Below are 13,592 nucleotides of genomic sequence, written 5' to 3'. Positions count from 1 at the left end.
CTGCGTTTATTCATTAGTCCATTTCTATCTCAATTCTTTAAGAATTTCTTAAGACGCCTTAAAAACTAGCTTTTGACGATTTTTCTTTTTTTTATCCCATTAGACCATTGATTGAAATATTTTGTAATATTTTTTGTTAATTATTGGCCCTTTTTCTTCAAATCTTCTAAGAGATGCCGAACTTCTTTGGAATTTTTAATGTTTTTTAAAGTTAGTTTTGGGTAATTGTTAATAAAACGACGTTGTTGGAAATTTAACCGATTTTGGAAATACTCTTTTTTGGTTCGTTCTTTTAACTTCTGCCAATCAGCGGTAGCTATTTCCATTTTTGTGTTCAACCGTTGCTTAAATTCTTGTTGGTTCGTTTCCAACGTTTGGCCCATCTCGGTAATAAGTTTTTTGAAACCTTGCATGTTCAGCAACGTATAAATTAAGTCAAGCCCCATTACAATCACTATGCAAAGTGCTAAGTAGTTGCCAAAGGTTGCTTGTAAAAAACTGACAACTTTGGCGATTTCTGGTTGAATAACTTTGACAATCAAGACACAACCCAATCCCCAAAAAAGAGAAACCGGTAAAGCCACGCGACCGTTTAAATTAAAAGGTACATCATGATAATCCCACCAAGAGGCATGGAACAGTTTTTCCAAGCCATAACTAGTGACATATTCTAAAATCGTCACTAAAACAGCCGATCCGACATACAATACCAAGAGATTGTTTTCAAAGGGTTCCACAAAATAGAGAACGCTTAAGACCCCAAATCCATAAATAGGACAATAGGGCCCTACCAAAAATCCTCGATAAACAAATTTTTTAGCTTTTAATGAACAATACACCGTTTCCCATAACCAGCCGATAAAGGAATAAATAAAAAATAACAAAATAACCTGACTCATTTTTTCCACGTTTCTGTCACACTCCACTTCTTTGCGCTTTTCTTCTATTTTAACAGAAGTTGAGAAAATGTAGCGAACAACTTTCTTTCATTGAAAGATTAGGCTACAATGAGAGCAGCAAAGGGAGGAATCTTATGTTTGGTTTATTGAAATACGCAAAAAATTATCGAAAACAAATTATCCTCGGTCCAGTCTTCAAATTTTTAGAAGCTTGTTTCGAGTTAGTCTTGCCCTTATTCATGGCTCACTTAGTCGATGTCGGTATTCGTCAAAACGACCGACAGACTGTCATAGAAATGGCCCTCTGGATGCTTGTTATGTCGTTAGTTGGTTTATTTTTTGTCATGATTTGTCAATATTATGCTTCAGTCGCTTCGCAAGGTTTTGGGACGGAGCTAAGAAATCAATTAATGAAGAAAATTAATCAGCTTTCACACAAAGAATTAAATAGTTTTGGTACAGATACCCTCATCACTCGGATCACAAACGATATCAACCAGCTTCAATTGGCTTTAGCGATGTTTATTCGGTTGGTCATTCGGACACCTTTTTTAAGTATTGGTTCTGTGGTCATGGCTTTTTACATTGATGTGCAGATGGGCTTTCTTTTCCTATTACTTTTACCAATTTTTAGCCTTATTCTCTTTATTATCATTAAAGTGACTGTGCCTTTATATCAAAAAGTCCAAGAATATTTGGATCGGTTAAACCGTCAAATTAGTCAAAATTTAAGCGGTGTCCGTGTGATCCGTGCGTTTGCTAGAAAGGAAACAGAGCAACGACATGTTGATAAAGCTTCAGATGATTTAGGCGATATTTACATTCGTGTATCGAATGTCTCTGCTTTATTAACGCCTTTAACCACTTTGATTATGAATGTTGGAATTTTATTTTTACTTTATTTTAGTGGCTTAAAAGTTTCTTTCGGTTCCCTGCAACAAGGGGAAGTTTTAGCATTGATCAATTATATGAATCAAATGATGCTCGCTTTAATTGTTGCTTCTAATCTCGTGGTAATTTTTACGCGAGCTGCCGCTTCCGCAAACCGTGTCAATGAGGTTTTAACTGTAGAAAGCCAGTTAACAGATACACCAGAATCAGCAAAAACATCTCCACAATTTGGTGATATTACCTTTGACCATGTAGATTTTCGCTATGAACCAGAGGCCGGTTTGGCTTTGGAAAATATCAATTTTACGATTCCTAAAGGCTCAATTCTCGGCATCACAGGACCTACCGGCAGCGGGAAAAGTACCTTAACCCAACTCATTCCCAGATTTTATGATGTGAGTGCAGGAAACCTTTTTATTAATGGTGTAAATGTGCGCGATTGGCCGCTCTTTACTTTACGCCAACAAGTTGCAAGTGTTCCACAAACTGCCGTCTTATTTACAGGGACTATTCGAGAAAACTTACAATGGGGCAAACCAAATGCAACTGATGAAGACTGTTGGGAAGCATTAGCTATCGCCCAATGTAAAGAATTTGTTGAACAATTAGACCAAGGGTTAGACACGCCTGTTAACGAAGGCGGAAAAAACTTTTCTGGTGGACAAAGACAACGGTTGACTATTGCCCGTGCCTTGATTAGGAAACCACATTTACTTATTTTAGATGATTCCTTGAGTGCCCTCGACTATCAAACAGATTTGAATCTGCGCCGTGCTTTACAAAAAGAACGAGCAGAGACAACCGTTATTTTAATTTCACAACGCGTGAGTTCGATTGCTACGGCGAATCAAATTTTAGTCCTAGATAGTGGAAAAGTCGCTGGCCTTGGCACCCACGAAGAATTACTTACTTCTTCTAAAGAGTATCAAGAAATCGTTGCGTCACAGGAGGAGGATACCCATGCAAACTAAAAAAATTCATTTTGGTGCCTTCTCACGTTTTAAGCCGTATTTACTACGCTATCCAAAAGAAATTATTGGCGCCTTAATCCTAGGAATTCTCAGTGGTTTTTCGACTGTCCTCATGACTTATTATATAGGTAAATCCGTTGATACAATGGTTGGTAAAGGACAAGTCAATGCTGCGCAACTCATCAAAATTTTAGGTTTATTAGCAGGGATTTTACTCGTAACCGTTCTAAGTCAATGGCTGATTCAACGTCTCGGTAATCGCGTGTCTTATTTATCGACCACACAGCTGAGAAAAGACGCCTTTGCCCATTTAAATCAATTACCGTTAAGTTATTATGACCAAACATCACACGGAAATATCGTCAGTCGCTTTACCAACGATATTGACAATATTTCAATGGCTTGCTCGGCTGTCTTCAACCAATTATTTTCTGGCATGGCCACCGTCGTTGTTGCTTTGCTCTTTATGATTCGGCTAAGTCCCCTGCTCACATTAGTGGTTCTTATCAGTACGCCGATTATTTTTATTGTAAACTGGCTTGTTGCAAAAGCTTCACAAAAAAACTTTGCTGCACAACAAACGATTGTTGGTGAAATTTCCGGCTTCGTTTCAGAAATGGTTGGCAACCAAAAAATTGTTAAAGCCTTTCAACAAGAACAAGCTACACAAGAAACATTTGAAGCATTGAATCAAACGTTGTATGAAAAAGGACAGAAGGCTCAGTTTTCTTCCTCCTTAACCAACCCACTTTCTCGATTTATCGACCATTTATCTTACTTATCGATTGGATTAGTCGGTGGCTTGTTAGTTTTAAGTGGCAATCCTTTAGTCACAGTTGGTGTTATTTCCAGTTTCACCATTTACTCTAGTCAGTTTTCTAAACCTTTTATTGAACTCTCAGGAATCACCAACCAAATCCAAGCAGCCTTAGCTGGATTGGAACGTACTTTTGATATGATGGATCAACCAGTTGAACGTCCTGATGCCCCGAACGCAATTGTTTTGAAAGAAGCGCGAGGCCGTGTTGAATTTAAAGACGTTGATTTTTCTTACACGCCGACGCGACCTTTAATCGAAAACTTTAATTTAATTGCTGAACCAGGAGAAACAATTGCCATTGTTGGGCGAACCGGTGCGGGTAAATCAACATTAGTGAATTTGTTAATGCGCTTTTACGAGGTCGACCATGGTCAAATTACGGTTGATACTCACGACATTACTCAAATTACTCGGGACAGCTTGCGAAAAAGTTTTGGTATGGTTCTCCAAGATACTTGGCTATTCGATAGCTCCATTCGGGAAAATTTAACGTACGGAAATCCTGAAGCCTCTGACGAAGAAATTATAGAAGCCATGAAAAAAGCCCATATTTTTGATTTCGTCATGCGTTTACCTCAAGGACTAGATACCGAGATTGGTTCCCAAGGCGTTAAAATTTCTGAAGGACAACGACAATTAATGACTATTGCACGCACGATGATTAGTAATCCGCCAATGCTTATTTTAGATGAAGCGACCAGTTCAGTTGATACGTTGACCGAGCAAAAAATTCAGGATGCTTTTTTACAAATGATGACTGGCCGGACCAGTTTTGTTATTGCCCATCGCTTAGCAACAATCAAAAGTGCTGAAAAAATTCTAGTTATGGACAATGGTCAAGTAGTTGAAATTGGCACCCATGACGAATTATTGCAAAAAGAACAGGGTTATTATCGTGACCTTTACGAAGCACAGTTTAATCAAAAAGCACAATAAAAAAGAGTCACTTTTCTGGGATGATGAAAAGTGACTCTTTTAATTTTAAATTTATTGATCTAATTCAGATAATGGCTTTCCAAATAAACGTTTAAAGGGAATTTTATTGCCTAAATAATAAGTGGCAATTACTTGAATAGGAAAGAAAATAACTGTTTTAATTAAGCGTGGCACCCACCAAGCAAAATTTGCTAGATTGACGCCATACATTAAACTTAACCACAAAGGAGTTAAAATGATATTAATTAAAACGGTGACCAACAATGTCGCCAAAATCACTCGTTGCCATGTCATTTCTTTCTTATAATAGAAATAACCATAAATAGCACCAGCCAAAAAGGCATTTAAAGTAAACCCAGGAAAATAGCCTGCCTTTGGAAAAAGCAACATTCCTACCACATCAGCCACCGCCGTGCCGATTCCAGCCCAAAAAGGTCCGAAAATCATCCCAATCAATGATTCTGGGATAAACGTGAAACTGATTTTTAAAAACGTTGTTTCATACGCAAAAAAGCGTGAAAAGACAACGACCACCGCAATGAGTACGCCCATTAACGCAATGGATTTTGTGCCAAATTTTTTCTTTGTCATTTTTAGCATCTCCTCTAAGAGCTGCTACATGACGAACCATGCAGCGAATGCGAAAACAAAACCGCGAACATTAAAAAGCTGAACGTGTTGTTCTGATGATAAGCAAAGTAAGAACCTTTACTTTCTAGCAACACACTGTTTATGTTCTTCGTCCAAAAGGCAACATCCCATCCTTTTAGCACTTAACGCTTTGTCTCCTACTCTGTTATTTTATTTGGACAAAAGTCCTCATAAAATATACCACAAAATAGTCAAAATAACCATTAAGGTTCTCTAAAAAGCTAACGGTCGACGATCCCCTTCATGGATGACCTCACGGAAGTCCGCAAACCCCGCCTCGACACCTCTCAAAAGAATTTCAGCACTGCCGATATTGGTCGCTAAAGGAATTTCATAGACATCACTTAGACGAATCAAAGCCGTCACGTCTGGTTCATGCGGTTGCGCGGAAAGAGGATCTCTTAAAAAAATAACTAAATCAATGTTGTCTTCTGATATCATTGCGCCAATCTGTTGATCCCCACCTAATGGCCCCGATTTAAAGCAATGCACGGGTAAGCCAGTTGCTTCCATCACTTTCATGCCTGTCGTCCCTGTTGCATACAATTCATGTTTTTCTAAAATATGTTTATAAGCGGTTGCTAGTTTGATCATTAATGTTTTTTTACGATCATGAGCGATTAAAGCGATTTTCATGTTATCCAACTCCTGTCTTTGTTATATTATAACAAAAGTTTATCGATAAATCCGCTGAGAGTGTTTGCCCTTTGTCACCTTGACGAAAAAGTCTTCTTTTTCTTGTGCAACTCTCCCTTGCTGAAAGATAGCGTTTTCATTTAAACTATGAGTAACAAATCAAAAAGAAAAGAGTGACTTATCAAATGGTGGAAATGGCGCTTAGAAATGTGTATAAAAAATATGACAATGCAGAACATTATTCTGTTACAGATTTTAACTTAGAAATTACAGACCGTGAATTTATCGTCTTTGTCGGACCTTCTGGTTGCGGTAAATCAACAACATTGCGCATGATTGCTGGCTTAGAAGATATTACTGAAGGTGAATTATCAATTGGGGACAAAGTCATGAATGACGTTGCACCGAAAGATCGTGATATTGCCATGGTTTTCCAAAACTATGCGCTTTACCCGCATATGACTGTTTTTGATAACATGGCTTTTGGTTTAAAACTAAGAAAATATGATAAAGCTGAAATTAAAAAACGGGTGGAAAATGCTGCGGATATTCTGGGCTTAACAGAGTACTTACAACGTAAACCTGCGGCGCTTTCTGGTGGACAACGCCAACGTGTTGCACTTGGCCGGGCAATTGTCCGTGATGCCAAAGTCTTTTTAATGGATGAACCTTTATCAAACTTGGATGCAAAATTACGTGTAGCCATGCGTGCTGAAATCGCTAAACTACACCAACGTTTAGAAACTACGACAATTTATGTGACACATGACCAAACCGAAGCGATGACCATGGCTGACCGAATCGTAATTATGAAAGATGGCTTTATTCAACAAATTGGTTCACCAAAAGAAGTTTACAATACACCTAAAAATATGTTCGTAGCTGGGTTCATCGGCTCACCTGCCATGAATTTCTTCAAAGTTACCTTAAACAATGGGGTTATTTCTAACCAACATGGCTTAAAGCTAGCAATTCCTGAAGGAAGAAACAAAGAGCTTGTTGAACATGGTTATGAAGGCAAAGAATTAATTTTCGGTATTCGTCCAGAAGATATTCATAGCGAACAAGTGGCTTTAACAGCAATGAAAGATGCGGTGATTAAATCTGAAGTCGTTGTTTCTGAATTATTAGGGGCTGAATCCATGCTTTATACAAAAATTGGTGATACAGAGTTTATCTCAAAAGTAGATGCTCGTGACTTCCACCATCCTGGTGAAATGATTGACTTAGCTTTTGATATTAACAAAGGACATTTCTTCGACCCTCAAACAGAAGAAGTCATTAAATAAAAAATCTCGAGGCATCCGTCACAATGACGGATGCCTCGATTGTTTCTCTTTATGCTAATTTAACCTTCTTCTTTATCACTTTGGGTTGTTTCGCTTCTGTAAAAGTTGGAATATCTACATGTTTACTTAAGGTACTTGCTAAAAAGTAGGCAATACTGAAATCCACCAAACTATGAATTAATCCACCAACGCCCATCAAAAGAAAAATAGAATACATGAAGCCAGCTGTATAATAGGTTCCTGGCAAGTTGCCCATTGTGTAAAATACAGAAACAACCACTAGCTCGGCAGCGGAATGAATCACTCCAATTCCCACGTTAAACAACTGTAATTTCCCATTTAATAAAGTGAATTTCCCCTCTTTATTGATTAAAATTTCTGGATGCTTTTGTAAAATCACTGCGCCAATGACTGCAAAAATCAAATGAGATAAGGCCCGCAAAGCAATAATCGGTGTTGCGGATAAGAAAAAACCAAAACCTGTTCCTAGACTAACCGCAATTGCCACCACTGGAGAAATAAACATGGCAATAAAAACTGGGACGTGACTTGCTAACGTAAAACTGGCTGGACCAATGGTAATTCTTGGCATAACCATTGGAATGATAATCCCCATTGCAATTAAAAGTGCTGAAATTGTTAAACGTTTTACTGAGTTTGTTTTCATTAAAACTGCCTCCTAAAGGTGTCATGACACCTTTTGTTTTTCTCAAGTGTAGCTGAACAGCCGCAATGTGTCAAGACACATAAAAGAACTTTCTGTTATTTCTCATAAATAACAGAAAGTTCTTTTTTATACTGGTTTATTTTTTTCTAAAGCATTACTTAAACGAGCGAATTCTTCTAAAGACAATGTTTCACCACGTCTAGAAGGATCAATTTCTGCTTCAGCTAGGCTCTCTTTTAGCCAAGCCACCGTTTGTTCATCTTTCCCATAAAAATGCGTTAAGTTATTCCACAATGTTTTACGTCTTAATTGGAAACTGGCTTTGGTTAATTTGAAAAATTCTTTTTCATTGGTCACTGTCACTGCTGGTGTAGCACGGCGCGTCAATTTAATAATCGCCGAGTCAACATTGGGCTGCGGCACAAAAACTGTTTTTGGCACAATAAAGGCGACACTTGCTTCCATAAAATATTGGACAGCAATTGATAATGAGCCATAAGCTTTCGTTCCTGGTTTAGCAGCAATTCGATCAGCGACCTCTTTTTGCATCATCACAACCATTTCAGCTACATCTAAAGAAGATTCTAAAAAATGCATCATAATTGGCGTAGTAATATAGTAAGGTAGGTTAGCCACCACTTTAATCGGATACTTCTCTTGAAAAACTTGGTTGGTTGTCTCGACCAAATCAGCTTTTAAAACATCTTGATGCACCACTGTTACATTATCATAGCGACTTAAGGTATCTGCTAAGACAGGAATCAAGCGATCATCAATCTCAAAAGCCACAACTTGTGCCGCGTTCATCGCTAATTGCTCTGTTAATGCACCAATTCCAGGCCCGACTTCGACAACATTTGTCTGCTGATTAATTCCCGCTGTTTCTACAATTTTTCTTAAAATATTAGGCTCTGTCAAAAAATTTTGACCTAAACTCTTTTTAAATGAAAATCCATGCTTTTTTAGTATTTCTTTGGTTCTGGATGGTGTGGCAATTTCTTTATAGTCCGTCACGCTTGTTCCTCCATGTAGTTATTCTTCGTTTGCAAGTTCTTTTAAAATACGTGTCATGCTTTCTTTCAATTCTGCTTCTGTAATCCGAAACATGCTTAACCGTTTGACTAACTGTTTGCTATTTGTATAGCCAATTCTTAGGTCATCTCCTAATAATTCACGGTATTTTTTTGCATTTGCTCCCGCTATTAAACCATATTCAACTAGTGTTTGTCTAGGAATTTCTTGATAGTCCTCACCAGCTTGAACAGGTGTTACGACTTTTTTTAAGGCTTCAATAATTGCTTCATCACTAGCATGTTCAACCCCTAGGCTACCGCCATTTTTTTTAGGCACTGCAACTTTTCTTGATAGAAAAGCATGCTTTGCATCAGGAACGACTTCCATTATTGTTTTACGAATTTTTTCGCCCGAATAATCTGGATCTGTAAAAATAATCACGCCTCTCGTTTCTTGTGCGTGTTCAATTTGTGTCAAAATTTCATCATTGATAGCAGAGCCAATCGTTTCAATCGTATCCGCTGCAACTACCTCTTGAATGCGGCGTGTGTCGTCTTTTCCTTCAACGACAATGATTTCTGCAACTTTCATTTTTTCTTTCATTTATCTATCCGAAACAAGCGATGAGCGTTGACTCTCGTTTGTTCTGCCACTTCTTCAAAGGTTAGTTGTCGTAATTCAGCAATTTTTTCCACTACGTATCGCGTATAGCCTGGTTCATTCCGTTTACCACGATAAGGAACAGGGGCTAAATAGGGTGCATCTGTTTCCACCAACATTCGTTCAAGTGGTACCGCCATCGCCGCTTCTTGAACATCCAACGCCTTTTTAAACGTTACGACGCCACTAAAAGAAATATGCAAACCTAAATCTAAAAATTTCTTCATCCACTCAGCATCGCCACTGAAACTATGCATGATTCCACCAATATCTGAAATTTTTTCATCTTTTAAAATTCGATAGGTATCTTCTAATGCCTCTCTCGTATGCACACTAAACGGTAAATTCATTTCCCGAGCAATCGCAATTTGACGGCGAAAGACTTTTTCTTGCACCTCTTTAGGATCCTCCATCCAGTAATAATCAAGACCGATTTCACCTAATGCTACAATTTTTGGCAACGTTAATTGTTCTTGTAATCGTCGTTCAACCTCTGGCGTATAGCTACCCGCTTCTGTTGGATGCCAACCAATGATACTATAAATATTGGCATATTCCTGACTAAGTAAAAGAGATTTTTCAATCGTTGGTTCATCAAAACCGACCACGGCCATCTCTGTAACACCCAATTCTTGGGCATGTGCAATCGTTTCTGGAATATCATCATTAAATTGTTCTGCATTCAAATGTGTATGTGTATCAAAAATCATTATGATTGCCTCCTTTATCTCCTCTCTACTTTATCATATTTCTTGAAAAATCTGAATGACTAGGCGACAAGATTCGCCATTTCCTCATAAACAGCGCTTGCATTTATGCTAAAAGTAACGTATACTATTCAGTCATGTTATTAAAAGGAGGAATCTCCATGACCGATGAAAAAATTTATGAACAACAGCATTTAACAACGGTTTATCATGAGCTGCAAGCGGCTAAAAAAGTTTACGAAGAGCAATTGGCGAACACAATGAAAGATGGCAAACATATGCTAGAGGAATTTGGTCGCGATTCTAAGCTGAATTTTGATAGTTATGCCGATAATCTAGAAACGTTTGCCATGTTGGAAATGAAGAACCGTGAAATTGATCAGTGGAACTTAAAAAATGAAGCAACGGCTAAAAATTTAGACAAAGTGAAACGCCTATTACAAGTTCCTTATTTTGGCAAAATTGGCGTGACTTTTGAAGACAGCCCTGAAGAGCCAGAAAACTTTTATATTGGCGTAAACGATTTTACTTCTTTAGAAGAAGAAACGCGCATTCACGATTGGCGCTCACCGATTGCTTCGTTATTTTATGACAATGTTTTAGGAAAAACAGCCTACATGGCACATCAACAAACCATTCCTGTACAACTTGATTTGAAAAGACAGTTAATTATTGAAAAAGATCAATTAATCAACTATTTTGACACAACCATTGCGATTCAAGATGATGTGTTATTGCATTCTTTAGAAGAAGATGCTTCTCCTTATATGAAGGACATTACGACAACCATTCAACAAGAACAAAATCAAATAATTCGTGACGAAACGCAGCCACTCCTACTAGTCAACGGGATTGCTGGTAGTGGGAAAACGTCTGCGATTATGCAACGGATTGCTTATTTACTTTATCAACATCGAGCAGAAATTACAGCGGATAATATTTTATTACTTTCACCAAATTCAACATTTATTGATTATATTTCTCAAGTTTTACCGAATTTAGGCGAACGAAATCCCTTGAATTTGACTCTTTTACAATTTTTGCGCTTCACTACCAAAGAAGCATGGCCAATGGAAGAAGAAACGGACTATTTCGAACGCATTACTCGCTCTGAGGCAACGGAGCAAGAGCACGTTATTCGTTCAAAAGAATTTGCAACGTTTCTTTTAAGCAATCCTGAAAAAGCGGTTGTGCAGCCACATTTTTTCCGTCCTTTAACTTTTAAAAAGCAGACCTTATTTACTTCAGAAACAATTTTTAAACTTTATCAAGAAACACCAGCTGACTTGAGTATTCGCCAACGAATTTCAGCCACAAAAGAAAAATTAACCAGTCTTTGGACACGTTATCTATTAAAACAAGCCCATTCTAAAAAAATGTTGGATCAATTCCAAGATTTAACAGAAGCTGAACAAGTTCGTTATTTTGGCACAGTGATTACCGAAGATAATGAAAAACATCTGGCTGATTTTGCTTTAAAACGTTTGAAGAAAAAATATCGCTCTATCACTGCCGCTATCAAAAATGATGCTTGGCTAGATCAATGGGCCTTTTTTGAAACGTTTTATTCTTTATTCACTGAAAAATCGTATCAAAAAGAGACAGCTGTTTTCACAGCCGATGAAATTGTGGCCCTTATTTTGGTGAAACATGCATTTATTGAAAACCTCGCCAACCAGCAAATGGCTTTTATCCTAGTCGATGAAGTCCAAGATTATACAGAAGCCCAATTATTATTACTGCTGACACTTTTCCCTAAAGCTAGTTTTACTTTAGCTGGTGATGAAAATCAAGCCATTTTTAATACAGCCATTGAATTTTCTGAAGCTCATGATTTATTGGTTAACGAAACTAGCCGTTCTGTTGGAACGTATCAATTATTAAACAGTTACCGTTCAAGTAAAGAAATTACACGACTCTTCCAAACATTAGGCACTCAACCAGAGCAATTAACCATTGTGCCCATCCGGCATGATGGAGAAAAGCCGACATTTATTCCTTGTGACTCTGCGTCTGACTATCTTAAAGCAATCGTCACTTCCATTGCAACTTTTGATCCGAAAGAAAGCACCGCCATTATTACTAAAACATTTGCAGAAAAAGAACAATTAACAAAAGAACTTAGTGCTTCTCTTTCATTGGAAGAACATCCGTCACTGCAAGTTTTATCAATTGATATGGCAAAAGGTCTAGAATTTGATAATGTAATTCTTCATAACCCAAATGTTAATCGTTATTCCGACAATAAACGAGATAAAAAAATCCTGTATACTGCTATTTCTCGTGGAATGAAACGGGTCGTTTTACCTTATACCGGCACACTTTCTGAATGGTTTACACCTTACTTGGCAGCCCGGTAACTGAGACTTAAGGCGGATTTTATTTTTAGAAAAACCACTTATAATAGACGAGTAGGTACTGCTTTTTAATTAGCAGACCTACTCGTTTGTTGTCTCTTAAGTTGAGAGGAGCGTGAGAAGGTGAAACAATCACCTGATTTAGAAAATTTTTTAAAAACCTCTATCCAAAAAAATGTAACTATTGAGCGAAAACAACAAAAACAAACCATTTGGCACTGGCTACTGCTTATTTTATTTGGCTTGCTAACCTTTGGCTCACTGACACAGCAGTTACTCCTAATTGGCTTGTTTACACTTATTGCCGCTATTGTTAAAGGTCCCTTAATGCTCGTCTGGGGAACCATCTATTCGGCGTTAGTGGCTTTGTTTCCACCTTTTGCTTTAGTCCTATCTTTACTTTTTTTTATAATTAATTTAGGCACTGTTATGAAAAGTTGGCGGATTACTTTAACAAGTGCTTACTTTTATCTAATTCCTTTAGGTTTTAGTCTCTTGAAAACGACCGACTGGGTATCAACGCCTTATTTCCTGACAGGCTTGGCTTTGTTAAGTATTTTAGGGCTGCATTTTATATTAGAGTGGCTCTATAAAAATAATAGCTTAGGCCGTTTACTCACGTGGCAAATTATTAGTGTCCCTTTTTCACTCTTACTGATCATTTTACCAAGTCGCCTAACGAAAGGCCGTTTTGGTAAAAAACGAATACCTAAAAAAGTGAAACTCTAAAATAGAAAAGCCTAGGAAAAATCGCAAATGATTTTTTCTAGGCTTTTCTTCGATTCTTTTAATTTAAAAATTCGTTGATTTTCGATTTTAGGACGTCGATAAAACTGGAGAAAGAGAGTTCATTTGTTTGTGAATAAGTCCAATGAGCCAATAACAGAAAAACTAAAATAACCAGTATCGCAACCACTAAAAAGGTTCTAATTCTTGCCCTTCTTTTTCTACGTTGAACTGTTAGCCGTGCTTGTTCCCTTACTCTCATAGCTTCTAAATAATACGGACGCCATTTAGGATCATTTTTTCGTTGCTCATAAAATTTAAATTTATGATAAGCCATCAAACTTCCCCCACATCAAATCACTTTTCTT

Annotated in this window: 13 protein-coding genes and 1 riboswitch; of the genes, 5 read left to right on the top strand and 8 right to left on the bottom strand. The window is 37.5% G+C overall.

Annotation, left to right across the window (positions count from 1 at the left end; translation table 11 throughout):
* Positions 1-140 precede the first annotated feature (140 nt).
* Entirely contained in the window at positions 141-908 is a 768-nt protein-coding gene (locus tag IGJ63_RS03310) for a putative ABC transporter permease (protein WP_002388868.1), read from the bottom strand.
* A 125-nt stretch (positions 909-1,033) separates the two neighbouring features.
* Here IGJ63_RS03310 and IGJ63_RS03305 point away from each other — a divergent pair, with 125 nt between their 5' ends.
* On the top strand, positions 1,034-2,761 hold the full coding sequence (locus IGJ63_RS03305) for an ABC transporter ATP-binding protein (protein WP_002364705.1): 1,728 nt from the start codon (positions 1,034-1,036) through the stop codon (positions 2,759-2,761).
* A complete protein-coding gene (locus IGJ63_RS03300; RefSeq protein WP_002361379.1) occupies positions 2,751-4,517 on the top strand; it encodes an ABC transporter ATP-binding protein in 1,767 nt (588 codons plus the stop codon). The genes IGJ63_RS03305 and IGJ63_RS03300 overlap by 11 nt, the downstream gene beginning before the upstream one ends.
* A gap of 51 nt (positions 4,518-4,568) precedes the next feature.
* Here the strand turns inward: IGJ63_RS03300 and IGJ63_RS03295 are convergent, their stop codons facing one another.
* On the bottom strand, positions 4,569-5,117 hold the full coding sequence (locus IGJ63_RS03295) for a folate family ECF transporter S component (RefSeq protein WP_002385065.1): 549 nt from the start codon (positions 5,115-5,117) through the stop codon (positions 4,569-4,571).
* Between the two features lie 30 nt (positions 5,118-5,147).
* Positions 5,148-5,315, bottom strand: a riboswitch (THF riboswitch).
* 66 nt (positions 5,316-5,381) lie between these two features.
* Positions 5,382-5,804: a methylglyoxal synthase gene (mgsA, locus tag IGJ63_RS03290; protein ID WP_002355823.1), complete on the bottom strand. Its 423-nt coding sequence runs from the start codon at positions 5,802-5,804 to the stop codon at positions 5,382-5,384.
* Between the two features lie 185 nt (positions 5,805-5,989).
* Between mgsA and IGJ63_RS03285 the strand changes: the two genes are divergently transcribed.
* Complete coding sequence (locus IGJ63_RS03285; RefSeq protein WP_002355822.1) at positions 5,990-7,093, top strand: ABC transporter ATP-binding protein; 1,104 nt, start codon at positions 5,990-5,992, stop codon at positions 7,091-7,093.
* A 49-nt stretch (positions 7,094-7,142) separates the two neighbouring features.
* Here IGJ63_RS03285 and IGJ63_RS03280 read toward each other — a convergent pair whose 3' ends face one another.
* The 4 genes from IGJ63_RS03280 to IGJ63_RS03265 all read right to left on the bottom strand — a co-directional run bounded on the left by IGJ63_RS03280 (position 7,143) and on the right by IGJ63_RS03265 (position 10,144).
* Complete coding sequence (locus tag IGJ63_RS03280; protein WP_002355821.1) at positions 7,143-7,760, bottom strand: hypothetical protein; 618 nt, start codon at positions 7,758-7,760, stop codon at positions 7,143-7,145.
* Between the two features lie 126 nt (positions 7,761-7,886).
* Positions 7,887-8,774, bottom strand: a complete 888-nt coding sequence (rsmA, locus tag IGJ63_RS03275; protein ID WP_002358849.1) for a 16S rRNA (adenine(1518)-N(6)/adenine(1519)-N(6))-dimethyltransferase RsmA — start codon at positions 8,772-8,774, stop codon at positions 7,887-7,889.
* A gap of 18 nt (positions 8,775-8,792) precedes the next feature.
* Positions 8,793-9,377 (bottom strand): ribonuclease M5, encoded by a 585-nt coding sequence (rnmV, locus tag IGJ63_RS03270; RefSeq protein ID WP_002368172.1) that lies wholly within the window; start codon positions 9,375-9,377, stop codon positions 8,793-8,795.
* A complete protein-coding gene (locus IGJ63_RS03265; RefSeq protein WP_002358846.1) occupies positions 9,374-10,144 on the bottom strand; it encodes a TatD family hydrolase in 771 nt (256 codons plus the stop codon). Before IGJ63_RS03265 ends, rnmV begins: the two co-directional genes overlap by 4 nt.
* Before the next feature lie 134 nt (positions 10,145-10,278).
* Here IGJ63_RS03265 and IGJ63_RS03260 point away from each other — a divergent pair, with 134 nt between their 5' ends.
* Both IGJ63_RS03260 and IGJ63_RS03255 read left to right on the top strand, forming a co-directional pair.
* Entirely contained in the window at positions 10,279-12,501 is a 2,223-nt protein-coding gene (locus IGJ63_RS03260) for a HelD family protein (protein WP_002379191.1), read from the top strand.
* 120 nt (positions 12,502-12,621) lie between these two features.
* Entirely contained in the window at positions 12,622-13,227 is a 606-nt protein-coding gene (locus IGJ63_RS03255) for a hypothetical protein (protein WP_282860372.1), read from the top strand.
* 58 nt (positions 13,228-13,285) lie between these two features.
* Here IGJ63_RS03255 and IGJ63_RS03250 read toward each other — a convergent pair whose 3' ends face one another.
* Entirely contained in the window at positions 13,286-13,561 is a 276-nt protein-coding gene (locus tag IGJ63_RS03250) for a hypothetical protein (RefSeq protein WP_002361374.1), read from the bottom strand.
* Between the last annotated feature and the right edge of the window lie 31 nt (positions 13,562-13,592).

Origin of the sequence: Enterococcus sp. DIV1375a (assembly GCF_051712205.1) — a bacterium.
GTDB classification, from domain to species: domain Bacteria; phylum Bacillota; class Bacilli; order Lactobacillales; family Enterococcaceae; genus Enterococcus; species Enterococcus faecalis.
This window is presented reverse-complemented; position numbering and strand designations above follow the sequence as displayed.